Raw genomic sequence first — 26,408 nt, 5'->3', positions numbered from 1 at the left:
AGGCCTGGCCGCTGACCTCCACGGCACGAAGCTCGATGTCCTCGGCGGACACCTCGGCGCGGTCGCGTCCGCCGATCCCGTCGGGATCGACCCGGTCGCCGTCGCTCACGCGTCGTCGACCGCGGACCGCGGGTTGACCAGCTGCGCAGCGCCCTCGGGGCCGTCGGCGGGGTTGAGTGCCACGGGGTCTCCGCGGCGCAGGGCCGCGACGACCTGCTCGGGGCTGAGCCCCGACGGTTCGCCGTTCATCAGCGGTCGGCTGGAGCGCGACGGACGCGGCGTGACCCGGCTGAGGACCGCGGCCAGCTTCTCCTTGTCCAAGGTCTCGTGCTCCATCAGCTCGTCGGCCATCTCCTCCAGGACCTGGCGGTTCTCCACCAGGATCTGGACGGCCTCGTCGTAGGCCTCGTCGATGAGGTTGCGGATCTCCTCGTCGATCATCGAGGCGACCTGGGCGCTGTAGTTGGGGTGGTTGGTCTCGCGGCCCAGGAACGGCTCACCGCTGGCGTGGCCGAACTGGATCGGGCCCAGCTTCTCGCTCATGCCCCACTCGGTGACCATCTTGCGGGCGATCTCGGTGGCCTTGGCGATGTCGTTGCCGGCCCCGGTGGTGTAGTCGCCGACGGTCAGCTGCTCGGCGACGCGACCGCCGAGGGCCATCGCCATGCGGTCGATCAGCTCCTGGCGGGAGTGGCCGTACTTGTCGCGCTCGGGCAGCGAGATCGTGACACCCAGCGCCTGGCCGCGCGGGATGATCGTGACCTTGTGCACGGGGTCGGCGTGGGGCAGGGCGTGGCCGACGATGGCGTGGCCGCCCTCGTGGTAGGCCGTCAGCCGCTTCTCGTCCTCGTGCATCAGCCGGGTGCGGCGCTCGGGACCGATCAGGACACGGTCGATGGCGTCCTCGAGGGAGGCCATGGTGATCTCCGCCACTCCGCGACGGGCGCTCAGCAGCGCGGCCTCGTTGATGAGGTTCTGCAGGTCCGCACCGGTCAGGCCGGGGGTCTGCTTGGCCAGCACCGTCAGGTCGGCGTCGGGGGCCAGCGGCTTGCCCCGGGCGTGGACCTTCAGGATCGCCTCGCGGCCGACGATGTCGGGCCGGTCGACGACGATCTGGCGGTCGAAGCGGCCGGGACGCAGCAGCGCCGGGTCCAGGATGTCGGGTCGGTTGGTGGCCGCGATCAGGATGACGCCGGTCTTGACGTCGAAGCCGTCCATCTCCACCAGCAGCTGGTTGAGGGTCTGCTCGCGCTCGTCGTGGCCGCCGCCCATGCCGGCGCCGCGGTGGCGACCGACGGCGTCGATCTCGTCGACGAAGATGATCGCGGGGGCGTTGGACTTGGCCTGCTCGAACAGGTCACGGACGCGGGAGGCGCCGACACCGACGAACATCTCCACGAAGTCCGAACCGGAGATGGAGAAGAACGGCACCCCTGCCTCGCCGGCCACGGCGCGGGCCAGCAGGGTCTTGCCGGTTCCGGGGGGACCGAACAGCAGGACACCCTTGGGGATCTTCGCGCCGATGGCCTGGAACTTGGTGGGGTTGGCCAGGAAGTCCTTGATCTCCCGCAGCTCCTCCACGGCCTCCTGCGCACCGGCGACGTCCTCGAACGTGACCTTGGGCTGGTCCTTGGAGATCTGCTTGGCCTTGGCCTTGCCGAAGCTCATGACCCGGCCGCCGCCACCCTGCATCTGCGACATCAGGAAGAAGAACAGCAGGAAGATGAGCGCGAACGGGATGAGGTTGATCAGCAGGCTGACGAACAGGTTCTGGTCCTGTGCGTCCACGTCGAGCTGGTCGGCCTCGATGCCCGCCGCCTGCAGCTCGGCGTCGAGCTGCTCGTCGTTGACGATCGGGTTGAACGTCGCGGTGTACTCGGTGGCCTCCGACTCGCCACGGGGCTCGACGAACTCGCCCTTCAGGCCGTTGGAGCCGGACAGGATCGTGACCGAGGCCAGCTCGCCGTCCTGCAGCGCCTGGATGAACTCGCCGTAGGTCAGCTCCTCGGGTGCGGAGGAGCTCCCCAGCGTGGAGACCATGGCCAGGGCCACGATCAGCAGGAGGGTGATCCACAGCAGTGGCCCTCGCAGGAAGCGCTGTACGTTCATCGACTCACTCAGTCCTGTGTACGCCTCGCAGGGACCGGCTGGCGCCTGCGCCTGCGGTCGGATGCTACCAGCGGCCCCCGAACGGCGGACCCGACCGTCATGGCAGCTTTACCCCGTCTTTGCCCCTCGTCGGACTGGACGTCAGCTGTAGACCTCGGGCTTGAGCGTGCCGATGTAGGGCAGGTTCCGGTACCGCTCGTCGTAGTCGAGGCCGTACCCGACGACGAACTCGTTGGGGACCTCGAAGCCGGTCCACTTCACGCCGATGTCGACCTTGGCGGCGTCCGGCTTGACCAGCAGCGCCATGACCTCCACCGACTTGGGTCCCCGCGCCCGCAGGTTCTTCAGCAGGTAGGACAGGGTCAGGCCGGAGTCGACGATGTCCTCCACGATCAGGACGTGACGGCCCTCGATCTCGATGTCGAGGTCCTTGAGGATCCGCACGACGCCGCTGCTCTTGGTCGACGCGCCGTAGGACGACACGGCCATGAAGTCGAAGATGGTGTCGACGTCCAGGGACCGGGCGAAGTCCGCCAGGACGATGAAGGCGCCCTTGAGGACGGCGGTCACCACGACCTGCTCCCCGGCGTAGGTCTCGGAGATCTGCTTGCCGAGCTCGGACAGGCGGTCGCGGATCTCCTCCTCGCTGATGAGGACCTTCTCGATGTCGGGATGATCGGGCGCCGCGTGGGAAGTCATGGACCGCCACGATAACCGGTCGACCCGCTCCCGTCGGCGGCCACGGAGATCCGCAGGCATGGCTGTCCGGGCACGGCGGGGGCCATCGTCCGATCCCCGACCGTCAGCACGGTGCCGTCGGCCGCGACGACGATGGGTACCTGATCCCGGAGTGCTGCTGGAGTCCGCTGCAGGACCTTGCGGAGGTGCCGGTCGCCCGCCGCGGCACGGGGACGGATCACGATCCCGCCGGGACCGCTCGGTGGCATGGCCACCTCTGCGGTCCATGGCGGCGGACCCATCGGGTGGCCCTCCGGCACGGCGGTGCCGGCGACGCCGGCATGCACCACGCAGGCGATCCCCAGGTCCGGCAGCGACACGACCTCCCGCAGCGGCAGCGGCTGCGCGTCCCAGGTCGGGACGGCTGGGTCGAGGAGGACGCGGAACCCGTCCGCGCCCGTCGCCCGGACCCCACCGGACACGTCGATCCGTTCCCCGGCCGTCAACCCGAGGATCCGCTCGATCGAGTCGGCGTCCGGCGACAGGCGATGGCCTCCGGGCAGCATCCGCCACCCCGCCCGTACCCGCCGGCGCCGCACCGCCTCGTGGACGCGTTCGTCGAGGGCGGTGCCGTCGAGGGCGGTGCCGTCGAGCGCCGTGCCGTCGAGCGCCGTGCCCGTAGGGACGGAACCATCGCGGTGGGGGGTCCCGAGGTGGATCGTGGCGTCCATGTGCACCACGACCGCGGTGCCGTAACGGCTGACCGTGCCCGGCGTCACCGCGACGGCGTCCAGCAGCGCCGCGTCGGCCGCGGCCAGGTCGGCCAGCCTCGCCAGCGCGGGGACGGGATCGCCCTGATCGGGTCGCAGGCGGGCGAGCGCGGGCAGCGCGTCCCGGCGGACCCGTCCGCGTCGCTGGTCGGGGTCGTCGGTGTTGGACGGATCCACGGCGGTCGGATGCGCGTCCGAGACGGCATGCACGTCGGCCCGGCGGAGTCCGAGCAGGGGACGAAGGATCGGGATCCCGTCGCGCTCGGTGGCCGGGCGCATGCCGGCCAACCCGTCGATCCCGGTCCCCCGTGCGAGCCGCAGGAGCACCGTCTCGGCCTGGTCGTCGGCGGTGTGGCCGAGCAGCAGCGCCGCTGCACTCCGTTCGCGCGCCAGGCCGAGCAGCGCCGTGTGGCGTGCGATGCGGGCGGCGTCCTCTGGCCCCTCCCCCTCCCCCACGGCGACCGACAGGACGACCATGCCGGCGCCGAGGACCGCGGCGTTGGCGGCGGCCGCCTCGGCATCGACGGCGTCGTCGCGCAGTCCGTGGCGGACGTGGCCGACGACCAGCCGCAGGTCCGGCCGGGCGCCGGCGACCAGGTGCAGGAGCGCCACGGAGTCGGGGCCGCCCGAGACCCCCAGCACGACGGTCGCATCCGCCGGGACGTGACGGTCCAGGACGTCGGCGACGGCGGCGGTCAGGCCGCGGTGATCCGTGTCACCCATGCGTCGGGATCCTCCAGCTCATCCGGGCTGGGGATGTGCTCGGGCCGTTCCCACACGCGGTGGAAGGTGTCGCGCCCGTGCCGTTCGGCGACCTCGGCGATGAACTGCTCACCGACGGCGTACTGCTCGGCCTTCATGGCCATGCCGAGCGCCCGTCCGACGAGCCGACCGGGCCCCGACTGCGAGGACCGTCGACGGTTCAGCGCCGTCCGGACGCGCGAGGGATCCACGCCGTCGTCGGCGAGGACCTCCACCCCCCAGTCCATGACGATGTTCCCGTGGCCCTCCAGCACCGACATGAGCGCCTGCGCCTGGGCCATCTGCACGGCCTGCTCGGGGCTGAGGAACGCCTCGAGGACGTCGCGAACGTCCAGCCCGCCCTGGCCGATCCGAGACTTCAGCTGCGACAGCCCGCTCTTCAGGCGGTCGGGGTCGATCTGGGTCTCGGCGAGGTAGGTGGTGATGATGGCGTGCAGGTGGCCGCGCAGCCAGTCGACACCCTCGAACTGCAGGCGGTGGCCGAGCTCGTGCAGGACGACCCCGAGGACCAGGTCGGTCCCGTCGATGTCGGTTTCCTCGGCCAGGTCACGCTCGGCCTGCAGCAGGTTGGGGCCGACGAGGGTGAGCTGTCCGGGCGTGCGGCCGTTCGGCAGGAAGACCTCGTACTGGCCGAGGACCCGCGTGGACAGGAACCCGAAGATCGCTCCGACCTGCATGCCGACCGCCTTGGCCGACACCGACTTCGGCAACGACGACCGCGACAGCAGCGCGTCGGCGAACGGGTCGGTCAGGTACCGCATCGACTGCAGGTTGGACCGGATCCATTCGCCGCGACCGACGACCCGTGCGTCCGCCGGGCCGAGGTCGGCCCCGAGCTCGGTCACATCACGGCTGGCACGGTCAGCCAGCGCGACGGCGTCGGCGACCTGTCCCCGCAGGCGACGCACGTCCTCACCGGTCGCCCGCACCACGGACAACCCGGCGACCCGACGGCCGACGCGTTCGGCGAGGGCCCAGTCGGCCAGCGTCGCCGAACCCTCCTGGTCGGTGGGAGTCAGCGCTTGGATCGCGCCTCCGCCTCGCGGGCGAAGCGCGGCTGGAAGACGAGGTACTGCATGATCACGAACCCGGCGACCAGCACACCGGCGGCGGCCAGCGGGTAGATCATCCAGTCGAAGAACCCCGGGCGCTCGGCATCCTCGGCGTCGGGGGTCAGGAACTCCGCCCCGATGTCGGAGGCGTTCTCACGGATCTCGGAGTACTCCGTGAAGTGGCTCTCCTCGCCCTCGGTCGCCATGACCGGACCGGCCACGAGACCGACCACCATCAGGGCGAGCAGCAGGGCGGAAAGGGTTCGAGTAACCATCGGAGCGAGTGACCTCGTCGTTGTCGATCGTGTTCGCACACACCGTGGACGGCGGCGCTGGGGCCGGGATTGTACTCGGTTGAGTGCCCCTGCCAGAAGTCGGCGGACCGTCAGCCAGCCGACATCGGCCCGAGGCCGTCGGCGTCGCCGAAGTCGGTCTCGACGCCGTCCGCCTGGTCGTCCTCGTCGCCGTCGAGGTCCAGCGGCGGGACGACGAAGTCGTCGTCGGTGGTCGGTTCGGTCGTCGGTTCGGGATCCGCGGTCGCCGGGGTGGTGGGAGTGGTGGGAGGTGTCGGCCGGGGGCCGTCCTGCGGCGAGGCTGTCGCGGGCTCGGCGGCGGTGGGGCCGGGGCCGGGGCGAGGTGCCGGTTCGACCATCCGTCCGTCGTCCCCCCACGGTTCCGTGTCGGCCATGTCCGGGACGTCGGGCATGGCGGGCGTCGCGATCACGGGTGGCAGGGAGATGTCGAGGTCCGCGGCGAGGCGGCCGAGGTCGGCCAGGAGGACATCGACAGACGGCACCGTCCCCAGGAGCTCCGACAGCGCCGCGTGCTGCTCGGTGATGACCATGCGCAGCCAGCTGCGCACCTCGGGTTCGTCGCGGACGTCGGCGGGCAGGCCGTCGATCGCGTCGTGCAGGGACGCCGACCGTGCGGTCAGGACGTGCACGTCGCGGGCCTCCCCCGACTCGGCAGCCTCCGCAGCCGCGAGGGCGTGCTCGGATGCCTGGACGGCAGCCAGCAGCGGATCGGGCTCCGGGGCGCGGAGCGGGCCGAGGCCAGCGAAGGCCAGGGCGGCCAGCGCCAGGGCGGCGACGACGCCGCGCCGCAGCGAACCGCCAGCGGTGGGTGTGGCCGGTTCCGTCGTGGGCTCCTCGGCGGACCGCACGTCGACCTCGGGAGGGTGGACTGGGGGAGGTGGTGGGGGGACCGCCTGCGCGGCTGCGCCCACGGCGCGGTCCACGACGTCCTCGGCATCACGTTCCACCAGCGCGCCGGCCACCACGCGCTGCACGCGCGACTGCAGCTGCTCCAGGGAGGCCAGGTGGGACTCCAGCGTGGCGATCGCACGGTCGTGGTCGCCATGCTCTGCCGCGAGGTGGGCGTCGACCAGGTCCTCGGCCAGCGTCGTGCGGTAGTGGTCGACCTCGCGCCGCAGGCCGTCCTCGAGGCGACGTGTCGCGGCGCGGGAGGGCACCGGGCCTCGAGGCGACTCTGGGGCCTGTCGATCCATCGGTGTCCTCCTTTCGCGTTCGGTCTTTCGCGTTCGGTCGTGTGTCCGCGGGGACGTTCGGTGCACGTTCCTCGCTCGTAGGCATGTTCTCGTTCGACAGTGGCCGCACCTGCCGACGTTTCGTCCGGGTTTTGTGGGCCGTACGCATCAGACCGTCCGAGAACGGTCCGAAGTGCGCACGGTTCATTTGGTCATTTCGAGCCATCGACGAGAAGTTGTTCGACGGCCACACTCGTGTGAGTCGAGCTGCGGTAGGGGGCGGGCGGCTCGCTCTGGTGGCGTATCGAGGGAACGCCATCCAGGTGGTTCGGGTCCGGCGGGGCCCGAACCAACCTGCGTCCACTCGAAGCTGGGGCGGAGGTTCAGGTTCGCAGAAGGACCACGAACCGTCGAGCCCCCAGGCGGAAACCGATCAGCCCGAGCACCACCAGCACGCCGAGGTGCAGCACGATCCACGCGTCGACCTGGCCGAGCATGACCTGCCGCAGGGCTGTGACTCCGTGGTACAGCGGCGAGACGTGGGTGATCACCTGCGCCCAGGTCGGCAGGACGTCGATGGGATAGAAGGTCGCGGAGAACAGGAAGAGCGGCACGATGGCGATCTGCAGCAGGTCGAAGTCGTTCCAGCTGCGCATGTGGGTGGTTGCCCACAGGGTCAACGCGGCGAACGCGAAGCCGATCAGCAGCGCCACGGGGATGGCGAGCAGGGCCAGGGGGCTCGTGAGCACGCCGAGCGCGGCGGCCACGACCATGAACCCCACGGCGTACAGCGCCACGCGGCTGACCGCCCACACGATCTCACCACCCGCGATGTCACGGGGCGCGGCGGGGGTGGCGCCCATGGCGTCGTAGATGCCGTCGTGACGCAGCTTGAAGTAGACGTTGTAGGTCTCGTAGACCGTGGCGTTCATCGCGGCGGCGCCGAGCAGCCCGGCCGCGACGAACTCGCCGTAGGCCGCACCGCCGAGGTCTGCCGTGCCGTCGACCAGGCTGCCGACGCCGACCCCGAGGACCAGCAGGTACAGCAGCGGCTCGAACACGCCGGACAGCAGCGCCGGCCACTGGTTGCGCCACAGCAGCACGTTGCGTTCGACGACGTGCTGGCCCCTCGGCGCCCCCAGCAGGCGGTAGGGCGCCAGCCGGGCGAGGAGGAACAGCAGGTCGAGGCGTCGCGGCACCGTCGGCGGGGCCGGTGATCCCGACGGAGCGGGTGCGGTGTCGGTGCTCATGGGTGCAACCGCTGGGTCAGGGTGCGGATGGTCACGAGGACACCGGCGAGGGTGCAGGCCACCAGCACGGCGACGTGGACCAGCGGGGGGTAGGCGGTCGGGAGGCCGAGCCCACCGGCCCGGACCAGCTCGATGCCGTGCCACAGCGGCGAGACGGCTGCGAGGGGCTGCACGGCCGAGGGCAGCTCGCTGATGGGGAAGAACGTGCCCGAGAGGACGAACAGCGGGACGACGACGAAGCGGAAGACGTAGCCGATCTTCGTGCCCTCCTGGGCCCACGCGGCGAAGGCGAACATCGGGGCGCCGCAGGCCAGGCCGACGAGCACGGACGGGGCGATGACGCCCAGGGCACCGGCCGGGTCGACCAGGTCGAGGGCCAGCAACGACACCGCGAAGACGATGCCGGAGATCGTCAGGTGGACGGCCAGGACGATCAACTTCCCGCCGACGATGTCGGCAGGGGTCAGCGGGGTGGACGTCGACGCCACCCAGGTGCGGGTGAAGCTGATCGCGCCCATGACCGGCCACGACAGCTCTCCCGCGCCGGTCTGCATGCTGGAGGCGGCAAGGACGCCCGTGCCGGCGAACGCGGCGTAGCTGACCCCGCCGAGCTCGGCGGCGGCGCCCCCTCCCTCCACCAGCTGCCCGATGCCGAGGCCGATGCCGGCCAGGTACAGGATGGGGGCGACGAAGGTCGAGAAGGCGCTGCCGTACCACGTGCGCCGCCACAGCTCGAGCTGGTAACGGGCGAAGCGCAGGGACCCGGAGACGGTCATGGCGCTCATTCGTTGAGGCTCCGGCCGGCGAGGTGGAGGAAGACGTCCTCGAGGGTGCTGCGCCGGGTCAACGTGCCGGCCAGCGCCAGGCCGCTGGCGTCGATGGCATCGGCGGTACCGGTGGGTTCGTCGGTGTAGAGCAGCACGCGGTCGGCCAGCACCTCCACGTCCTGGGCCATGGTCGCGAGCTGCGTCTGCAGGGCGTCGGTGTCGGCGGGCACGCCGTCGCGGAACCGCAGCTCGATCACGTCGGAGGTGACGTAGGTCTCGATCAGCTGCCGGGGCGGGCCCTGCGCGACGATGCGACCGCGGTCCATCACGACCAGCTCGTCGCACAGCTGCTCCGCCTCGTCCATGTAGTGGGTCGTGAGCACCAGCGACACCCCCCGCTGCTTGAGCCGGTAGAGGCGGTCCCACACCAGCTGTCGAGCCTGCGGATCCAGGCCGGTCGTCGGCTCGTCGAGCAGGACGATCTCGGGTTCGTTGATCAGCGCACGGGCGATGACCACGCGGCGCTTCATCCCTCCGGAGAGGGTCTGCACGCGGGCGTCGCGGCGATCCCACAGCTCGACGAACCGCAGCAGGTCCTCGATGCGGCTGGCCAGCGTGCGGGTGTCGAGGCCGAAGAAGCGTCCGTAGAACAGCAGGTTGTCCGACACCGACAGGTCGTTGTCGAGGTTGTCCTCCTGCGGGACGATGCCCAGCCGCGCCCGGACCGACGACCCGTCGGTCGTCGGATCCATGCCGAGGACCTCCAGCGACCCGGACGTGACCGGGCTCATCGCCGCGATCATCCGCATCATCGAGGTCTTGCCGGCGCCGTTGGGGCCGAGGAACCCGAACGCCTGACCGCCCCGGATCTCGAAGTCGATCCCGTCCACGGCGACGTAGTCGTCGAAGCGCTTGGTCAGGCCGGTCGCCCGGACCATCGTCGTCTCGGCCCCACCCACGTCGGTGGAACCCTGCCCCATGGCCGGTGCGGCGGCCTGCCCCTTGGCGTTCACAGCCCGCCAACGCTACCTCCGTGACCCCGCCCCCGCCCCTCCCCTTCCCGACCGATCCACCCGGGGAAGGTGTTGGGGGCGCCGGTGTCGAACCACCGGTCCATGACCCTCGCGAAGTCCTCACCTCTGCTCGCCGGCGCGGTCGCGCTGCTCCTGGCACTCGGCGCCACCGGCGCGGGTGCGGTGGCGCTGGATGCCACCCCGCTGGCGGCCGATCCCCCTCCGGGTGCGATCTCCGACAACCTGGAGTTCGTCGCCAACGCCCCCGAGGCGTCCAGCGCCATCGCGGTCAACTTCATCGACGACACCATGTTCGTCTCGACCGTGACGGGGATCTACAGCTACGACGTGGCCGACCCCGCTGCTCCCCAGCTGCTGGGCGTCCTGCCCATGTACATCTGGGAGAACGAGGACATGGACGTCGACGCCGAACGCGAGCTGCTGTTCATCAGCCGTGACCCGCGCGGGTTCACCACCCCCGTCGCGCCGGCCCAGGCGCGGCTGTTCGGGGCGGTCCACATCATCGACGTGTCCAACCCGGCGCTGATGGCCCAGATCGGCTTCGTGACCCTTCCGGCCGGCCACACCTCGACCTGCGTGTCCGCCGACCCCGACGACGTCGACTCGTGCGACTACCTGTGGACCGGCGGCCCCTACGGCAACACCGCCTTCGGCCCCTACGGGCGGCCGATCTACGCCACCGACGTGACCGACCCGCTGAACCCCGTGACCTGTCCGGAGCCGATCAACACCGGGCTGATGGACGACGGGTCCACCGGCTACGCCCACGACGTGCAGGTCGACGGCGACGGCGTGGCATGGGTCTCCCACGAGGCCGGGGTCAACGGCTACTGGACCGCCGGCGAGCACACCGACCCGCTGACCGGTACCACCCGGACGGCGACGCCCTGCGAGCCCATCCCCTACGGCGGCGGCTCGACCCCCTCGGCGGCGACCCCCAGCCGCTTCATGCACAACAGCTTCCGCAACGTCGACCTCTCCATCCCCGGCCAGGACGGGTCGACCGGCGCGGTGCTGATGGCGACGGAGGAGAACCTGTCGTCCAGCTGCGCATCGTCGGGCCGGTTCGCGACCTACGACATCCGGTCGTCGCTGGACGGCAGCGGCTTCGCCGACCCGGCCGGGTTCCGCATGGACGTGCTGGACACCTGGACCCCCGAGGACGCGGAGGGTGCGACCGGCTGCGCGTCGGCCCACTACTTCGAGGACCGCGGTGACGGGCTGCTGGCCTACGCCTTCTACGGCCAGGGCCTGCGCCTGCTCGACACCAGCGACCCGACCGACATCCGGCAGGTCGGCTACTTCCGCCCCGACGACGCCAGCGCGTGGGCGGGCTACTGGCGCGACGGCTACATCTACGTCGCCGACAACGGGCGTGGCGTGGACATCCTGCGGCTGAACGAGGACGCCGACGGCAGCGTCGCGCCCGCCGTGATGCCGACGGTGACCGCCCCGGCCCTGTCGGCTGCGGTTGCCGCACGGCAGGCGGCGCGGTTCGAGGCCGACGAGGTGTTCGGCTACCTCTGCCCGATCGTGGTGGCCTGACCGCAGGCAAGAAGAAGTGCACCTGCGGGCCTCGGGGAAAGGCGGGAGGTTCCCCGAGGCCGGGCAGGTGCGGAGGTGAGGTTGGTGCGGCGGGGACGAACGGGAGCACGCCCGGCCCGCCGCATATCTGGGTGCCGCTGCGCCGACCACTGCATGTCGGACCCTCGGCTCGTTGGGCGCATCCTGACCCGCGTCAGGTTGGCAAAGGGTTGGGACGCCCGATCCGAGCCGTCTCAGCGACGGGCGGTGTCCAGCCGGGCCCGTGCGATGGCCCGCCGAGGGTCGTCCTCGGCCAGCCGTTGCATCGCCTGCTCGTGGATCGCGTCGTCCAGCGGCATCGTCGAACCGAGGGCGAACAGCAGGTCCGGGTCGCCGGCCTGCAGGACGGCGTCGCGCAGGGCCCGCTCGACGTAGAAGCGGTGTTCGACGATCGCCGGGGCCTCGCTGGACGGCAGCATGGGCCCGCCGTAGGCCTCGACCGCCCCGGCGAGGTCGCGGTCGGTGAGCAACCGCATCACGTCCACGTGGTCGGCACGGATGGCCCCCTCGATCCGGTAGGGACGCGAGGCGATGACCCCGCCGAGGGCACGTCGCAGGTGTGACACCTCGGCCTTGCACGTCGAGGCCGACACCGTGAGGTCCTCGTAGAGGTGGGTGTGCAGCGCATCGAGGTTCAGCCCCTCGGGGAAGAGGCTGAGGACGGCGAGGATCTCCACCTGACGGGGCGGCAGCTTGAGCAGCCGTCCGTGGAGCCGCACCTGCGCGGTGCCGAGGGTGCGCAGGTCGACGCCGGCCTGCTCGCCCGCCCCGTTCCCCCGGCCGTCGTGGGGGACGAGCAGGCCGAGGTTGCGGGCCAGGGCCGACGCGGTGGACAGGGCCAGCGGGTGGGCCCGGTCCCATGTGGTCGACAGGTCCAGGACCCCGAGCGGCGCACCCGTTGCAGGGTCGACGATCGGGGCGGAGTAGCACACCCACTCGTGGACGACCTCGGTGAAGTGCTCCGCGGAGAACACCGCCGCCGGCCGGTTGGCGTCCAGCGCCATGGCCAGGGCGTTGGTCCCCATGGACGCTTCGTCCCAGCGCCCGCCGGGGACGAAGTGCACCGCCTCGGCGCGGGTGCGCATCCAGCTGGATCCGTGGGTCCACAGGATCTTCCCGTCGGGTCCGGTGACGGCGACGATGAAGGCCCCGTCCCGCGCGACGGAGGTCAGCTCGGACTCCAGCGTCCGTACGGCCGGGCGCAGGGGTGAGGACGCCCACTGCTCGCGGGTGCGGTCCTCGTCGTCGAGCGGGGCCTCGGGTCGTGTCCGGGGCAGCAGGTCCGAGGACCGCTCCCACGACTCCAGCACGTCGCTGCGAACCCCGCTCGGCCGACCTCCCTCCGCATGCCGCGACCACTCCCGCAGGAGGTTCTGGCGCGCAAGCCTCGGGTCGTCGTCCGCCGACATGGAAGGGCTCATTGGGGAGCGATCGTAGGACGGTTCGGGGTCGTTCGTCCGGCTGCACCACGAGACGGCCCGTACGCGCTCGGTGGTGAGGGGCCTACTGGCGCATCGCGATCGTCCCCGCCAGGACGACCACCGCGAGCAGCGTCGTGGCCAGGCCGGCGAACAACCAGTCGCGCCGGTCGACCCAGCGGACGGCCAGCCAGGCGACACGGCCGAGCGGGGTCGCCACCACGAACCCCACGGCCGCCCAGCCGGTCGCGGTACCGGCGGGGCCGGGCAGGACCGTCCCGAGGGCACCGAGCACCAGGGCGGCGATCCCCGCGCCCCGGAGGACCCGGGCCATGGCCTCGTTGGCCCGCACCTGCTGGTCGAACGGCCGCTCGCGGTTCTTCACGAGACACCGCGTGCCTGCGTCACGACGACCCCCACAGCAGCACCGCGACGACGACCAGCACCGCGGCCAGCCCACGCTGCAGCAGCGTCCGGGGCACCGAGCCCTGCACCGCGGCGCCCAGCCGACCGCCCAGCAGGCTGCCCGCCACGACCGCGGCGGAGGCCTTGGCGTCCACACGGCCCTGCAGCGTCATCACGACCAGCCCTGCCGCCGCCGTGACGCCGACGGTGAAGGTGGTGGTCGCTGCTGCGACGCGTGGCGGGATGCCCATCAGCGTGGCCGTGACGGGCGTCTTGAGGAACCCGCCGCTGACCCCGGCGGTCCCGGCGGTGACGCCGGCCACCCACATCAACGCCAGGCCCACCGGCAGCCGGCGGGCACGGTAGGTCACGACGTCGGAGTCGACGTCGGTCGCCCCGGCGATCCGGCCCGGCCACTCCCCGATCGCATGGCGTCCGACCTCGGCCAGCACCCGGTCCCGTTCGGTCCGGGACCAGACGACGGCCACCGCAGCGGCGAGCGCCGCCACGGCGAGGGCGCGGGCCAGCAGGCGGTCGTCGACCAGCCCGGCCGCCAGGGCGCCCATGGCAGCCCCCGTCGTGGCCACGACCTCGGTGGTCACCCCCAGCCGGTGGTTGACGATGCGCTCGCGCAGCTGGGGGGCGCCGGCAGCCACGGACCCGGCCGCCACCGACACCAGCCCGAGGGGTGCTGCCTCCGATGCCGGCAGGCCGAGGACGACGAGCACGGGGACCAGCAGGACGGCCCCGCCGATGCCCGCCAGCGTCCCGATACCGCTCGAGCACAATGACGCGACGAGGGCGAGGAGGGCAGGCACGGGCAGCAGCCTTGCACGCTGCCGCCCGGCGACGCACGTCGGTCGGTAGCATCCCGAGCCATGGCGGAGCGCTGGATCGGCATCGAAGCGGGCGGCACCAAGGTGGTGTGCGCCCACGGCTCTGGACCCGATGACCTGTCGGCACCCACCCGGATACCCACGACCACCCCGGAGGAGACGCTGGGGGCGATCGTCGACTGGGTCCGCTGGTGCCTGTCCGACGGTGACGTCGCCGGGATCGGACTGGCGTCGTTCGGCCCCCTGGACCTCGACCCGGACAGCCCCACGTACGGCCACCTGACCACGACCCCGAAGCCGGGCTGGGCTGGCGCGGACCTGCTCGGCCCGTTGCGCGAGGTCTTCGACGGCCCCATCACGGTCGACACCGACGTCAACGGAGCGGCGCTCGGCGAGATGCGCTGGGGGGCGGGGGCCGACGTGCCGTCCCTCGCCTACGTCACGATAGGCACGGGTGTGGGCGTCGGCGCGATCATCGAGGGTGTGCCGGTGCACGGGCTGCTGCACCCCGAGGCCGGCCACATCCTCGTCCGCCGCCATCCCGACGACCCGTTCGCAGGCCGGTGCCCCTCCCACGGCGACTGCCTGGAGGGCCTGGCCTGTGGACCGGCCTGGCTGGACCGCTGGGGCCTCACGTCCGAGGAGATGGACCCCGAGACGCTGGAACGCGCCGTGACCATCCAGGCCAGCTACCTGGGTCAGCTCGTCGGGACGCTCGTGCTGGTGCTCTCCCCCCACCGGATCGTGTTCGGCGGCGGCGTGATGAGCCAGCCCGGCCTGCTCGCCCGCACGCGTGCCGCCGCCTCGGAGGTCCTCAACGGCTACGTCGACGTGCCGGCGGTGACCGACGGGATGGCGCGCTACGTGGTGGCCCCGGGACTCGGCGACCGGGCCGGCGTCCTCGGCGCGATCGCCCTCGCCCAGCGCAACGCGTCCTGACCGAGCCCCATCGGACGACCCCCTCGTCCCGATCCTCGCCCGGCACGCCCGAACCCGCCGGACCCGCCCAACCCGGCATTCCCCGACAATCGTAGGAATCGGTGCACCCGTGCCCCCGTCACCACAATCGTCGCGGCATCCCAATCCCGGAGGATTGGCAGCCGGACACGGTTGTAGGGATGGGTGCGCCGGTGCTCCCGTCGCCACAATCGTCGCGGGTCGACAATCGTCGCAGGGGTGGGGGCCCGCGCCCCCGACGAGGGCTCCTAGCGGATGCCGCCGGTGACGAGGATGTTCTCGCCCGTCACGTAGGACGCGTCCTCCGACAGCAGCCAGGCGACGACGCCGGCGACCTCGTCGACCGACCCCACCCGGCGGAGGGGGACCTGGCCGATCATCTGTTGCTCGACCGTCGCCGGGTCGTCGGCGTAGTACTGGCTCGGCGCTGCGGCCTGCTCGGCCACCTGACGGTCCCACATCTCCCCCGGTCCGATGAACGCCGGGGACACCGCGTTCACACGGATGCCGTGGGGCGCGAGGTCCAGCGCCGCCGCCTTCGTCAGCCCGATCACCGCGGCCTTGGACGCGGCGTAGGCAGGCATGTTGGCCGCCCCGCCGACCCCGGCCATCGAGGCCGTGTTGACCACGGCACCGCCCCGCCCCTCGGCCCGCAACCGGCGGACGACGGCCTGCATGACGTCCAGCACGCCGACGACGTTCACCGCCATGACGCGTGCCGCGTCCTCGACCGGGTACTCCCCGACCGGCAGGAACCGACCCTGGTAACCGGCGTTGTTGAACAGCAGGTCGGGCGGCCCGATGTCGGATGGGACCTCGGCCAGCGCGGCGTCCACCGCGCCGGCCGAGGTCACGTCGAAGGCGACGACGTGGACCCGAGCCGAGGTCCGGTCCTCGCGGCATCGACGGGCTGTGTCCTCGACGGCATCCGACCGGCTGGCCAGGTCGGCCAGCACGACCGTCGCGCCCGAGCGCGCCAGGCGGACCGCAACGGCACGGCCGATGTCGCCGCCGGCTCCGGTGACCAGGGCAACCCGGCCACCGAAATCGTGGGTGACGGTCATCCGGGGATGGCCGCCGCGGTCGTGGTCCCCAGGCGCAGGCCGTCGGGGCCGAAGACGTGGACCGGTCCGTCGTAGGCGACGTGCACGGTGTCACCGCGGTGGACGCTGGTGCCGCCCTCGGTCCGGACGAACAGCCGCAGGTCCTGTCCCTGATGGGTCGTGGCCACGCGGACGAAGGCCTCGCTGCCGAGCTCCTCCACGACCTGGACCAGGCCGCTCAGGCCGTGGTCGGCCAGCCGCAGGTGCTCGGGCCGGACCCCGACCGTGACGGTGCTGCCGCGAACCAGGGAGGACTCGACGGTGTCGGGCAGCGGGACGGGCAGCCCGGCGATTGCCACACCACCGTCCTCCACGACGCACTCCACGAGGTTCATCGCGGGGGACCCGATGAAGCCGGCCACGAAGGTGTTGGCCGGCTCGTCGTAGAGCCGCTTGGGCGTGTCGCACTGCTGCAGCACGCCGAAGTTCAGCACCGCGACCCGGTGGCCGAGCGTCATGGCCTCGACCTGGTCGTGGGTGACGTAGACGGTGGTGGTGCCGAGCCGTGCCTGCAGGTCGGCCAGCTCCAGGCGGGTCTGCACCCGCAGCTTGGCGTCGAGGTTCGACAGCGGCTCGTCCATGAGGAAGACCTGCGGTTCGCGGACGATCGCCCGTCCCATCGCCACGCGCTGGCGCTGGCCGCCGGAGAGGTTCTTCGGCTTGCGGTCGAGGTACTCGGTGAGGTCGAGGATCCTGGCGGCTTCCTCGACCCGCTTGCGACGCTCCTCCGCGGGGACCTTCGCCTGCTTGAGGGCGAACCCCATGTTGGCGGCCACCGTCATCTGGGGGTACAGCGCGTAGTTCTGGAAGACCATCGCGATGTCCCGATCGCGCGGGGGTGTCAGGGTGACGTCGCGTCCACCGATGTGGATGCTGCCGGCGTCGCACGGTTCCAGCCCGGCCAGCATGCGCAGGGCCGTGGACTTGCCGGAACCGGACGGGCCGACGAGGACCAGGAACTCGCCCTCCTCGATGTCGATGGAGAGCTGGTCCACCGCTGGCTTCGGCACCCCCGGGTAGATGCGTGATGCCGCCTCGTAACGAACCTCAGCCATTGCCTTCTCCCTTGACGAACGTGGTTGCTGGTGGGCAGGTGTGCGACGGGACCATCACTTGATCGCTCCCATGGCGAGTCCACGGATCATCCGCTTCTGCGCGATCCATCCCGCGATGACCACCGGCACCGAGGCCAGCGTCGAGGCGGCGGACAGCTTGGCGATGAAGTTGCCTCGGGTGGAGACGAACGACGTCACCCAGATCGGGACGGTCTGTCCGTCCACGGTGTTGAGCTGCACGGCCAGGAAGAACTCGTTCCAGGCGAAGATCAGGCACAGCAGCGCGGTGGCGGCCACACCCGGGGCCACGATGGGCAGGACGACGGAGGTCAGCTGTGCCCACAGGCTGGCCCCGTCGACATCAGCCGCCTCGATCAGCGACTTGGGCACCTCGCGGAAGAACGACCGGAGCATCCAGACCGCGAGCGGCAGGTTCATCGCGGTGTAGAGGATGATCAAGACCACGCGGCTGTTCAGGATCCCGAGCTCTCTCGCGATGATCCACAGCGGCAGGATCGCCGCCACGATGGGCAGGAACTTGGTGGAGATGAAGAAGAAGAGGACGTCGCGCCACTTCTTGACCGGCCGGACCGCCAGCGCGTAGGCGGCGGGGATGGCGAGGACCATGACGAGGATCGTGGAGATCCCGACGATCCAGGCGGAGTTGGCGAACGCTTCGGTGAAGCCGAGGAGCCCCGTGGTCTGCTGGGTCACCGCGGTGTACTGCTCGGTGGTTGGTTCGAAGAACAGCTGGGGGTCGCTGTTGGCGACCGCCTCGGTCTTGAAGCCGTTCATGAACATCCAGGCCACCGGGAAGAAGAAGAGGATGCCGACGATCCAGGCGATGATGCCGAGGACCACGTTGTGCCACTTCTTCTCACCGACGATGACGCTGGTGCTGTCGCCGCTCATGCTGTCTCCTCGTCCTCGAGCAGGCCACGCAGCACGCGCAGTCCCAGGTTGGCGATGATGATGGTGACGATGACGACGATCGTGGCGTAGGCCGAAGCCGAGCCGAACCGCCAGCCGCCGCCGATGGAGCGTTGGTAGACGAAGTAGGGGACGTTGGTCGAGCCGGGCCCGCCGCCGGTGATGACCTCGATGTGGTCGAAGACCTGGATCAGGTAGATCGACCCCAGCAGGACGCTCAGCTCGATGTAGGAGCGCAGGTGGGGCAGCGTGATCTGGAAGAAGATGCCGCGGCCGTTGGCGCCGTCGACTCGAGCGGCCTCCAGTACCTCACCGGGCTGGCTCTGCAGGCCGGCGAGGGCGATCAGCATCATGAAGGGGGTCCACTGCCAGACCAGGACGATCACGACCGACCACGTGGGTGCCCGGGAGACGAACTCGATGCTCTCCAGCCCGATGCGCTCCAGGACCCAGTTCAGCACGCCGTACAGCGAGGAGAACATCTGGGTCTTCCAGACCAGGCCGGCGACGACCGGCATGATCAGGAAGGGGGTGATCAGCAGGGTCCTGACGAACCCCTGGCCGAAGAACTTGCGGTCCAGCAGCATCGCGATGGCCGTGCCCAGCACGACCGACAGCAGCACTGCGGCGACGGTCATGAAGATGCTGGTCCGGGCGGCGTCGACGAAGAAGCTGTCGCTGACCAGGTCGGTGTAGTTGCCGACTCCGATGAACTCCTGGTCGGTGGGCGGGGTGATGGTCCAGTCGGTGAGGCTGTACCAGAGGGACAGCACGAACGGGACCTGCGTGACGACGATGGTGAAGAGGAGCGCTGGCAGCAACGGCAGGCGTCGCAGCCACCCATCTCGCCGGTTGAGCCGACGAACCTCTTCAGCGTGGGTGACCGCCCCCTCCGGCGTGCTGCGGGAGGGGGTCGGCGAGATGGTGGCGGACATGGCGTCAGCGAGGTCGGGTCGGCCTGATCAGCTGGACGCCGACGCCGCGATCTCCTGGCAGGCCTCGATGGCGGTGTCGAAGTCGACGCTGCCGGCGATCACCGCCGAGAACTGCTCGGTGCACCGGGTGCCCACGTCCTGGAACTCGGGGACACCGACGAACTGGACCGCGGGCAGGCCCGGCCGGGGAGTCGTGCCCGGCATGTCGATCGGTGCGTTCTCGATGGCGGTCAGGGTCTGCTCGGCGAAGGCAGCGGCCGCCTCCTGGTACTCGGGGGTCTCGTACAGCGACCCGCGGGTTCCCGGCGGGACCGCCGCCCAGCCGCCCGGCAGGTTCTCACCGGCGGTGCGCAGGTAGTCCGGTCCGGTGGCCCAGGAGATGTACTCCCATGCCAGGTCGGGGTTTGCGGCGTTCTGGGGGATGGCCAGCGACCAGGCCCACAGCCAGCCGGCGTTGTCGGTCTCCATGACCGGCGCCTGCGCGAAGTTGTTCTGGCCCTGGACGGGGCTGTCGTCGGCCTCGAGCAGTCCGGCGGCAACGGTGGCGTCGTACCACATGGCGACCTGGCCGTTCTGGTACTGGGTCAGGCACTCGTTGAAGCTGGAGTTCGCCGCGTCGTCCTCGCCGACGCTGGTGACCAGGTCGACGTAGAACTGCAGGGCCTCGCGGAACTCGGGGGTGTCGACCTGCGCCTCACCGATCGAGCCGTCGTCGTTGGCGGCCCACCAGGTGCCACCGAAGGTGTTGAGGACGGTGGTGAACGCCGCACCGAGGTCACCCCAGCCGGGCTTTCCGCGCAGGCAGATACCGGCGGTGTCCTCGCTGTCGAGGGCTGCGGCGATCTCCGCCACCTCGGTCCACGTGGGGGCGTCGGGCATCTCCATGCCGGCGGCCTCGACGAGGTCCTCGCGGTACATCAGGAACGACGACTCCGCGTAGAAGGGTGCGGCGTACAGCTCGTCCTCGTAGGACAGGCCGGTGCGGACCGCGCCGATCAGGTCGTCGACCTCGTAGTCGGCGTCGCCCTGGGCGTAGTCCTCGAGGCTGACCAGCCAGCCGTTCTCCGCGAACTGCGGGGTCTCGTACAGGCCGATCATGATGACGTCGAAGGACTCACCCCCGGCACCGGTCTCGCGCGTCACGATCTCGCGGAGGGTCTGCTCCTCCAGGATCGTGTAGTTGACCTCGATGCCGGTGTCGGCGGTGAAGTGCTCCGGGGTCAGGGAGGCGATGTCCTCCATCTGCGGGTTGCCGACGATGGCGACGTTCAGCGAACCGCCGTCTGCGGTGCTGTCACCGCCGTCGTCCGTCGTGGTGCCGTCACCGCCGCCCGAATCAGTGTCGTCGGTGCCGCTGCACGCGGCAGCCAGCAGCACGAGCACGGCGAACAGGGCGACGGCTCGCCAGGTCCGGTTCAGCAGAAAGACGTCTCGACTCATCACGAAAGCTCCCAGTCAGGGGGTGGTCACGGCTCGTCGGCGCTGCGCCCTTGCACCTCCGACACCGATCAGGTCTACGCCACTCAATGTGGGAACGCAAGAGAAAACCACACAGAAAACTTTGGTCTCTTGGCTATTGACGCATCAACAGTGTTGATGTTCCGTACTGGACCAAGGAACTGGACATGGGAGTGCCTGACATGAAGCTGCGACCGGACAGCCTGTCGGAGGCCGACGATCGGCTCCGTCGACCGGACTACGACCGGACGGCCCTCCGCCGTTCGATCGTCCACATCGGGGTCGGGGGCTTCCATCGAGCCCACCTCGCCACCTACGTCGACGAGCTCTGCCGTGGGGGACACACCGACTGGTCGATCGTCGGAGCGGGTGTGTTGCCCCACGACGCCGCCATGGCGCAGGTCATGGCCGACCAGGACGGGCTGTACACCCTGCTGGTCCGCGACCGGGACGGCGTGGAGGCCACGGTGATCGGCAGCATCGTGGACTACGTGCACGCCCATCCCGACCCCGAACCCCTGGTCGCCAGGATCGCCCACGCCGACACCGCGATCGTGTCGTTGACGGTCACCGAGGGCGGCTACCCCGTCGACGACGTGACCGGCGAGTTCGACCCGGACTCGCACAACGCCGCGCCGGGGTCGGCCTTCGCCGCGCTGGTGGCCGGCCTTGCCCGTCGCCGGGCCGACGGGGCACCGCCGATCACCGTCCTCAGCTGCGACAACGTCATCGGCAACGGCACCGTCACCCGCACCGCGACCCTCGGGCTCGCCCGGACGACCGACCCCGACCTTGCGGACTGGATCGAGCGGACCGTCGCCTTCCCCAACAGCATGGTCGACCGCATCACGCCGGCCACGACGGACGAGGATCGCGCATGGCTCTCGCGCGAGCGGGGACTGGACGACGCCTGGCCGGTCGCCACCGAACCGTTCCGCCAGTGGGTGGTGGAGGACCACTTCTCGGGACCGCGGCTTCCGCTGGAGGACCTCGACGTCATCGTCACCGACGACGTCGAGCCGTACGAGCTGTTCAAGCTCCGGCTGCTGAACGCCGGCCACTCGTGCCTGGCCTACCTGGCGCGAGTGGCCGGTCACCGGCGGGTCGACGAGGTGATGGCCGAGGACCGGTTCGCCGAGTTCCTGCGCACCTTCCTCGACGCCGAGGCGGGACCGGTCGTCCCCCCGGCTCCAGGCATCGACCTCGAGGACTACAAGGCGTCGCTGGTCACGCGGTTCGCCAACCCCGCCATCGGCGATCAGGTCGACCGCCTCTGCATCGACGGGTCGTCGAAGTTCCCCAAGTTCCTGGTGCCGACGATCCAGCGGCAGCTGGCGGCAGGTGGACCGGTCGAGCTGTCGATGCTGGCCCTCGCCGGGTGGTGTCGGTACCTGCAGGGCGCGGCCGACGACGGGACGGCCCTGGAGCTGTCAGCGGACCCCCACCTCGCGGAGGCGATGGCGTTCGCCGACGCCGCCCGCGCCGACCCAGCGGCCTTCCTGGGTTATCGTCGCGTCTTCGGCGAAGCGCTCGCAGGGGACCCCACGGTTCACGAGGCCTTCACCGAGGCGCTGACCCGCCTGACCGCTGACGGCGTCCGTGTCACCATCGACCACACCCTCGACCGCCAGTGACCGGCCCACCCCGCACCCCCCTCCATGACGACCACCACCGGCCCCCCGAGCCGCGCCGAGCTGCAGAGCCAGCGACAGGACGAGATCCTGCGCCTCGTCCGTGAACGCGGACGTGTGGAGGTCACCACGCTCGCCGAGCAGTTCGACGTGACGACCGAGACGATCCGTCGGGACCTGTCGGGCATGCAGAAGCGCAAGCTGCTGCGACGGGTCCATGGTGCCGCCGAGCCGTGGCAGGCCGTCCGCTACGAACCCAGCATCAGCGCGCGCCACTCCCAGCAGGTGGAGGAGAAGCGCCGGATCGTCACCGCCGCCCTCGACGAGCTGCCTCCCGAGGGCACGATCATGATGGACGCGGGGTCGACGACCTCGTTGTTCGCCGGCTACTTCCCGCCCGACCTGCAGCTTCGGGTGGTCACCAACTCGTTGCTGATCGCCCCGATGCTCGCGGAGCACGACAGCCTGCGGGTCATCGTCCTCGGGGGCACCGTTCGTCCGCAGACCGCCTCGATGGTCGACCACGACACCGTCGAGACGGTGCGGCGCATGTCGGTCGACGTGCTGTTCATGGGCACCGACGGGCTGACCCCCGAACGAGGGTTCACGACCCCGTTCACCGACGAGGCCGCCGTCAAGCAGGCGATGATCGCGTCCGCTCGCCGGGTGATCGCCCTGGTGGACTCCACCAAGTTCGGCAACGACCACTTCGTGCGGTTCGCCGACCTGACCGACATCGACACCCTCATCACCGACACGGGCGCCAGCGACGCGGATGTCGCGGCGCTGGAGGCCGGCGGCCTGCACGTGGTGCGCGTGTGACCGCTGCGCCAGCGCCCCACGAGCTCGAGGCGATCGCCGCGGAGGTTGGCCGGGCCGCTGCATCGGCCGTCCGCGCGGCAGCCGCCGACGTGACCGCCCTGGACACCAAGTCATCCCCGACCGATGTCGTCACCGCCGCCGACCTCGCCGTCGAGACGCTGATCCGCGACCGCCTGCTGGCCGCCACGCCTGGGGCGGCCATCATCGGGGAGGAGCACCCCGACACCGCTGGCGACACGGCGTTCGGGTGGATCGTCGATCCCATCGACGGGACGGTCAACTACCTGCACGGGCTCCCGTTCGTGTCGGTCAGCATCGCCGCCACCGTCGAGGGCCACGTCGTGGCGGGCGTGGTCGTCGACGTGCACCGCGACGAGGTGTTCGGCGCCGCTGCCGGCTTCGGTGCCCGCAGGGACGGCCACCCGATCAGGGTCGCCTGCCCGCCGTCGCTGGACCGTGCGCTGGTCGCCACCGGCTACGCCTACGACGCCGATGTCCGGGCCGCACAGGGACAGGTGCTCGCGGGCCTGATCGGCCGCGTAGCCGACATCCGCGGCTTCGGCTCGACGGCGCTGCACCTGGCCTGGGTCGCCTGTGGTCGTCTCGACGGCTTCTACCAGTCACACGCCAACCGCTGGGACTACGCCGCGGGGGCCCTGATCGCCGAGGAGGCGGGGGCGTCCGTGCGATTGCCCGGCGAGCCGTCGGCGATGCTGCTGGCTGCGGCCCCGACCGTGGCCGAGGACCTGGCGCTCGCGGTCAGCTGAAGTCGGCCGGCACGTTGGCGGCAAGCTCTGCGAGGAAGGGCGCCGCGGTGCCGTCGGAGGGTGCCCGCCAGTCCCCGCGGGGCGACAGCGCACCGGCGCCGCTGACCTTCGGGCCGTTGGGCATGGCCGACCGCTTGAACTGGCTGAAGCCGAAGAAGCGCCGCAGGAACACCTCCAGCCACCGGCGGATCGTCGCCGGGTCGTGGGCCCGCCTGGCCTCCTCGGGGAAGTCCGCCGGCCACTCGCCGACCGCCGCGTCCCGCCATGCGTGCCACGCCAGGAACGCCACCGTCGAGGGTGCACGGCCCCGCCGGGCGATGTGGTGCAGGAAGAAGTCGTGCAGCTCGTAGGGCCCGATCGACGCCTCGGTGGACTGGATCTCCTCGCCTTCCTCGGCGGGGATCAGCTCCGGGGAGATCTCTGTGTCGAGGATGTCGACCAAGACCTCGTCGGTGGCCCCGTCGTACTGGTCGGTGGCCACGGCCCAGCGGATCAGGTACTGGATCAGCGTCTTGGGCACTCCGGTGTTCACCGCGTAGTGGCTCATCTGGTCACCGACGCCGTAGGTGCACCAGCCGAGCGCCATCTCCGACAGGTCGCCGGTACCGAGCACGAAGCCGTGTCGGTGGTTGGCCAGGCGGAACAGGTAGTCCGTCCGGAGGCCCGCCTGCACGTTCTCGAAGGTCGTGTCGTAGACCGACCGGTCCCGCTCCCCCTTCGCGTAGGGGTGGTCGAGGTCGGCCAGCATCTGCTCGGCTGCCGGACGGATGTCGATCTCCTCGGCGGTGATCCCGAGCGCCCGCATCAGGCGCCACGCGTTGGACTTCGTCCCCTCGCTGGTGGCGAACCCGGGCATCGTCACGCCGATGATGTCGGTGCGGGGCCGGTCGAGCCGGTCCATGGCCTTCGCCGCGACGATCAGCGCATGGGTGGAGTCGATGCCACCGGAGACCCCCACGACCAGCGTCCGGCTGCCCGTTGCGGTCAGGCGACGGATCAGGCCGTCGACCTGGATGTTGAACGCCTCGTAGCAGTCCTCGTCCAGCCGCGCCCGGTCGCTCGGGACGAACGGGAAGCGCTCGATGGTGCGCCGCAGGCCGATGTCCCCGTCGGTGCGGCCCAGCTCGAAGTCGATGCGCCGGACGGTCGTGTCGGGGCGGCCGGCCGCCACGGCCGCGTCGGCGAACGTGGGGGTGCGCATGCGTTCCGACACGAGTCCGCCGAGGTCCACGTCGGCGACGACAAGCGCCTCGGAGTCGTCGAAGCGGGCCGATGCGGCCAGCAGCCTGCCGTTCTCGTGGATCAGGCTCTGGCCGTCCCATGCCACCTCGGTGGTGCTCTCCCCCGGCCCCGACGCGGAGAAGACGTAGGCCGACAGGGTTCGCAGCGACTGCGACGCACACAGCAGCGCCCGGTCGCGGGCCTTGCCGATGGTCACGTTGGACGCCGACAGGTTGGCCAGGACCACGGCGCCGGCCAGCGCCGCACGGGTCGACGGCGGGGTGGCGGCCCAGAAGTCCTCGCAGATCTCCATGCCGAGCACGAAGTCGGGGACGTCGGTGGCGGCGAACAGCAGGTCGGTCCCGAACGGCACGGTCTGCCCCGCCACGGTGATCCGTCCTCCCACGACACCGGCACCGGGCGTGAACCAGCGCTTCTCGTAGTACTCGCGGTAGTTGGGCAGGAAGCTCTTGGGCACCACGCCGAGGATCCGGCCACGGTGGATCGCCAGGGCGCAGTTGTACAGCGTGCTGCCGGAGGGCACCGGCGCCCCGACGAGCAGCACCGGGTGCAGGGCCGCGCTGGCGTCGACGACGGTGGCGATCGCCCGGTCCACGGCGTGGTGCATGCCGCCCTGCAGGTGCAGGTCGTCGATGGCGTAGGAGGAGAGGTTGAGCTCCGGGAAGACGACGAGGTCGACGTCCTCGTCGTGGGCTCGTTCGGCGATCTCCACCGTGATCTCGGCGTTGCGTGCGGGGTCGCCCACGGTCGCCCTCGGGGTGGCCGCACCGACACGCACGAAGCCGTGGGTGTGGATGGATCGGAACGCGGTCGGGCTCACAGGGTCTCCTCCAGCAGGTCGAGCGCCGCGCTGAGGGTATGCAGCCGGACGGCTCCGCGCCCGACCGTCCCGAAACGCCGAACACGGTGCACGGTGTCGCCATCGGTCCGTGCGACCGCCATGTGCACGAGGCCCGGCTCGGGCCCCACGTCGGCGTACCCCGTCACCGACACCCCGATGTCGGCCCCGTCGGGTCCCACCAGGGCCTCGGCCATGGCGACGGCGACCGGCCTGCTGACCGCGCCGTGGGCCTCCAGCATCTCCGCGGGGATGCCGAGCACGTCCTGCTTGGCGCGCAGGGAGTACACCACCAGGCCGCGGTCCAGCACGTGGCCCGCCCCGGGGATGTCGGTGAACAACGAGGCGAGCAGGCCGCCCGTGCAGCTCTCGGCCGTCGCGAGCGTGCGCCCGCGTCCGCTCAGATGGTTCAGCAGCCGACGGGTCCGAGCCTGGAGCTCCGGACCGAGGACGCCCGCGAGCGCTTCGGCATCGTGTCGAGGATCCATGCCGCAGCGGTACCCCCGTGCACGGCGGTCG

At 71.0% G+C, this 26,408-nt stretch carries 24 protein-coding genes; 5 read left to right on the top strand and 19 right to left on the bottom strand.

The window, feature by feature from the left end:
• Nucleotides 1–105: 105 nt before the first annotated feature.
• From ftsH to CUC05_RS10795, 9 genes are all read right to left on the bottom strand, one after another.
• Nucleotides 106–2,109 carry an ATP-dependent zinc metalloprotease FtsH gene (gene ftsH, locus CUC05_RS10830; RefSeq protein ID WP_108666098.1) on the bottom strand — a complete coding sequence of 668 codons (2,004 nt, stop codon included), beginning with the start codon at nucleotides 2,107–2,109 and terminating at the stop codon, nucleotides 106–108.
• 141 nt (nucleotides 2,110–2,250) lie between these two features.
• Nucleotides 2,251–2,808, bottom strand: coding sequence for a hypoxanthine phosphoribosyltransferase (gene hpt, locus CUC05_RS10825; RefSeq protein WP_108666097.1), 558 nt, complete (start codon nucleotides 2,806–2,808; stop codon nucleotides 2,251–2,253).
• Nucleotides 2,805–4,280, bottom strand: a complete 1,476-nt coding sequence (gene tilS / locus CUC05_RS10820; protein ID WP_108666096.1) for a tRNA lysidine(34) synthetase TilS — start codon at nucleotides 4,278–4,280, stop codon at nucleotides 2,805–2,807. The genes hpt and tilS overlap by 4 nt, the downstream gene beginning before the upstream one ends.
• Nucleotides 4,253–5,248, bottom strand: a complete 996-nt coding sequence (locus CUC05_RS10815) for a zinc-dependent metalloprotease (RefSeq protein ID WP_240606245.1) — start codon at nucleotides 5,246–5,248, stop codon at nucleotides 4,253–4,255. The genes tilS and CUC05_RS10815 overlap by 28 nt, the downstream gene beginning before the upstream one ends.
• 86 nt (nucleotides 5,249–5,334) lie before the next feature.
• Nucleotides 5,335–5,646 (bottom strand): hypothetical protein, encoded by a 312-nt coding sequence (locus tag CUC05_RS24665; protein WP_157965450.1) that lies wholly within the window; start codon nucleotides 5,644–5,646, stop codon nucleotides 5,335–5,337.
• A 110-nt stretch (nucleotides 5,647–5,756) separates the two neighbouring features.
• Entirely contained in the window at nucleotides 5,757–6,842 is a 1,086-nt protein-coding gene (locus CUC05_RS10810) for a hypothetical protein (protein ID WP_108666095.1), read from the bottom strand.
• Nucleotides 6,843–7,240: 398 nt separating this feature from the next.
• Nucleotides 7,241–8,107 (bottom strand): ABC transporter permease, encoded by an 867-nt coding sequence (locus CUC05_RS10805; RefSeq protein WP_108666094.1) that lies wholly within the window; start codon nucleotides 8,105–8,107, stop codon nucleotides 7,241–7,243.
• Nucleotides 8,104–8,892 carry an ABC transporter permease gene (locus CUC05_RS10800; RefSeq protein WP_108666093.1) on the bottom strand — a complete coding sequence of 263 codons (789 nt, stop codon included), beginning with the start codon at nucleotides 8,890–8,892 and terminating at the stop codon, nucleotides 8,104–8,106. The genes CUC05_RS10805 and CUC05_RS10800 overlap by 4 nt, the downstream gene beginning before the upstream one ends.
• The gene (locus CUC05_RS10795) at nucleotides 8,889–9,854 is read right to left on the bottom strand and encodes an ABC transporter ATP-binding protein (RefSeq protein ID WP_420810902.1); all 966 of its coding nucleotides are present in this window, start codon (nucleotides 9,852–9,854) and stop codon (nucleotides 8,889–8,891) included. Before CUC05_RS10795 ends, CUC05_RS10800 begins: the two co-directional genes overlap by 4 nt.
• A gap of 135 nt (nucleotides 9,855–9,989) precedes the next feature.
• Here CUC05_RS10795 and CUC05_RS10790 point away from each other — a divergent pair, with 135 nt between their 5' ends.
• Entirely contained in the window at nucleotides 9,990–11,453 is a 1,464-nt protein-coding gene (locus CUC05_RS10790) for an LVIVD repeat-containing protein (protein ID WP_157965449.1), read from the top strand.
• Between the two features lie 233 nt (nucleotides 11,454–11,686).
• Here the strand turns inward: CUC05_RS10790 and CUC05_RS10785 are convergent, their stop codons facing one another.
• The 3 genes from CUC05_RS10785 to CUC05_RS10775 form a co-directional block, all read right to left on the bottom strand.
• The gene (locus tag CUC05_RS10785) at nucleotides 11,687–12,913 is read right to left on the bottom strand and encodes a transcriptional regulator (RefSeq protein WP_157965448.1); all 1,227 of its coding nucleotides are present in this window, start codon (nucleotides 12,911–12,913) and stop codon (nucleotides 11,687–11,689) included.
• Nucleotides 12,914–12,995: 82 nt separating this feature from the next.
• Nucleotides 12,996–13,295 carry a DUF1634 domain-containing protein gene (locus tag CUC05_RS10780; RefSeq protein WP_108666090.1) on the bottom strand — a complete coding sequence of 100 codons (300 nt, stop codon included), beginning with the start codon at nucleotides 13,293–13,295 and terminating at the stop codon, nucleotides 12,996–12,998.
• A 19-nt stretch (nucleotides 13,296–13,314) separates the two neighbouring features.
• On the bottom strand, nucleotides 13,315–14,133 hold the full coding sequence (locus CUC05_RS10775) for a sulfite exporter TauE/SafE family protein (RefSeq protein WP_157965447.1): 819 nt from the start codon (nucleotides 14,131–14,133) through the stop codon (nucleotides 13,315–13,317).
• 60 nt (nucleotides 14,134–14,193) lie between these two features.
• Between CUC05_RS10775 and CUC05_RS10770 the strand changes: the two genes are divergently transcribed.
• Entirely contained in the window at nucleotides 14,194–15,090 is an 897-nt protein-coding gene (locus tag CUC05_RS10770) for an ROK family protein (RefSeq protein WP_108666089.1), read from the top strand.
• Between the two features lie 266 nt (nucleotides 15,091–15,356).
• Here the strand turns inward: CUC05_RS10770 and CUC05_RS10765 are convergent, their stop codons facing one another.
• Genes CUC05_RS10765 through CUC05_RS10745 form a run of 5 tightly spaced genes read right to left on the bottom strand, consistent with a single transcriptional unit; the run spans nucleotide 15,357 to nucleotide 20,571 of the window.
• The gene (locus CUC05_RS10765; RefSeq protein ID WP_108666088.1) at nucleotides 15,357–16,172 is read right to left on the bottom strand and encodes an SDR family NAD(P)-dependent oxidoreductase; all 816 of its coding nucleotides are present in this window, start codon (nucleotides 16,170–16,172) and stop codon (nucleotides 15,357–15,359) included.
• On the bottom strand, nucleotides 16,169–17,266 hold the full coding sequence (locus CUC05_RS10760; protein ID WP_108666087.1) for an ABC transporter ATP-binding protein: 1,098 nt from the start codon (nucleotides 17,264–17,266) through the stop codon (nucleotides 16,169–16,171). The genes CUC05_RS10765 and CUC05_RS10760 overlap by 4 nt, the downstream gene beginning before the upstream one ends.
• 54 nt (nucleotides 17,267–17,320) lie before the next feature.
• The gene (locus CUC05_RS10755) at nucleotides 17,321–18,178 is read right to left on the bottom strand and encodes a carbohydrate ABC transporter permease (RefSeq protein WP_108666086.1); all 858 of its coding nucleotides are present in this window, start codon (nucleotides 18,176–18,178) and stop codon (nucleotides 17,321–17,323) included.
• Complete coding sequence (locus tag CUC05_RS10750; RefSeq protein WP_108666085.1) at nucleotides 18,175–19,131, bottom strand: carbohydrate ABC transporter permease; 957 nt, start codon at nucleotides 19,129–19,131, stop codon at nucleotides 18,175–18,177. Before CUC05_RS10750 ends, CUC05_RS10755 begins: the two co-directional genes overlap by 4 nt.
• 27 nt (nucleotides 19,132–19,158) lie before the next feature.
• Nucleotides 19,159–20,571 carry an ABC transporter substrate-binding protein gene (locus CUC05_RS10745; RefSeq protein ID WP_108666084.1) on the bottom strand — a complete coding sequence of 471 codons (1,413 nt, stop codon included), beginning with the start codon at nucleotides 20,569–20,571 and terminating at the stop codon, nucleotides 19,159–19,161.
• 185 nt (nucleotides 20,572–20,756) lie between these two features.
• On the opposite strand from CUC05_RS10745, the gene CUC05_RS10740 reads away from it, so the two are divergent.
• The 3 genes from CUC05_RS10740 to CUC05_RS10730 are packed head-to-tail and all read left to right on the top strand — an operon-like array spanning nucleotide 20,757 to nucleotide 23,809.
• Nucleotides 20,757–22,223 carry a mannitol dehydrogenase family protein gene (locus CUC05_RS10740; protein ID WP_205712257.1) on the top strand — a complete coding sequence of 489 codons (1,467 nt, stop codon included), beginning with the start codon at nucleotides 20,757–20,759 and terminating at the stop codon, nucleotides 22,221–22,223.
• Nucleotides 22,224–22,247: 24 nt separating this feature from the next.
• Nucleotides 22,248–23,042, top strand: coding sequence for a DeoR/GlpR family DNA-binding transcription regulator (locus CUC05_RS10735; RefSeq protein ID WP_108666082.1), 795 nt, complete (start codon nucleotides 22,248–22,250; stop codon nucleotides 23,040–23,042).
• Nucleotides 23,039–23,809 (top strand): inositol monophosphatase family protein, encoded by a 771-nt coding sequence (locus CUC05_RS10730; protein WP_108666081.1) that lies wholly within the window; start codon nucleotides 23,039–23,041, stop codon nucleotides 23,807–23,809. The genes CUC05_RS10735 and CUC05_RS10730 overlap by 4 nt, the downstream gene beginning before the upstream one ends.
• On the opposite strand, the gene CUC05_RS10725 is transcribed toward CUC05_RS10730, so the two are convergent.
• Nucleotides 23,802–25,871: an NAD(+) synthase gene (locus CUC05_RS10725; protein WP_108666080.1), complete on the bottom strand. Its 2,070-nt coding sequence runs from the start codon at nucleotides 25,869–25,871 to the stop codon at nucleotides 23,802–23,804. The two genes, CUC05_RS10730 and CUC05_RS10725, sit on opposite strands and share 8 nt — an antisense overlap.
• Nucleotides 25,868–26,377 carry a CinA family protein gene (locus CUC05_RS10720; RefSeq protein WP_108666079.1) on the bottom strand — a complete coding sequence of 170 codons (510 nt, stop codon included), beginning with the start codon at nucleotides 26,375–26,377 and terminating at the stop codon, nucleotides 25,868–25,870. The genes CUC05_RS10725 and CUC05_RS10720 overlap by 4 nt, the downstream gene beginning before the upstream one ends.
• Nucleotides 26,378–26,408 lie beyond the last annotated feature (31 nt).

The organism is Euzebya rosea, from assembly GCF_003073135.1.
GTDB lineage: Bacteria > Actinomycetota > Nitriliruptoria > Euzebyales > Euzebyaceae > Euzebya > Euzebya rosea.
Note: the sequence above shows the minus strand (reverse complement) of the source record. Positions and strands in the feature narration are given on the sequence as shown.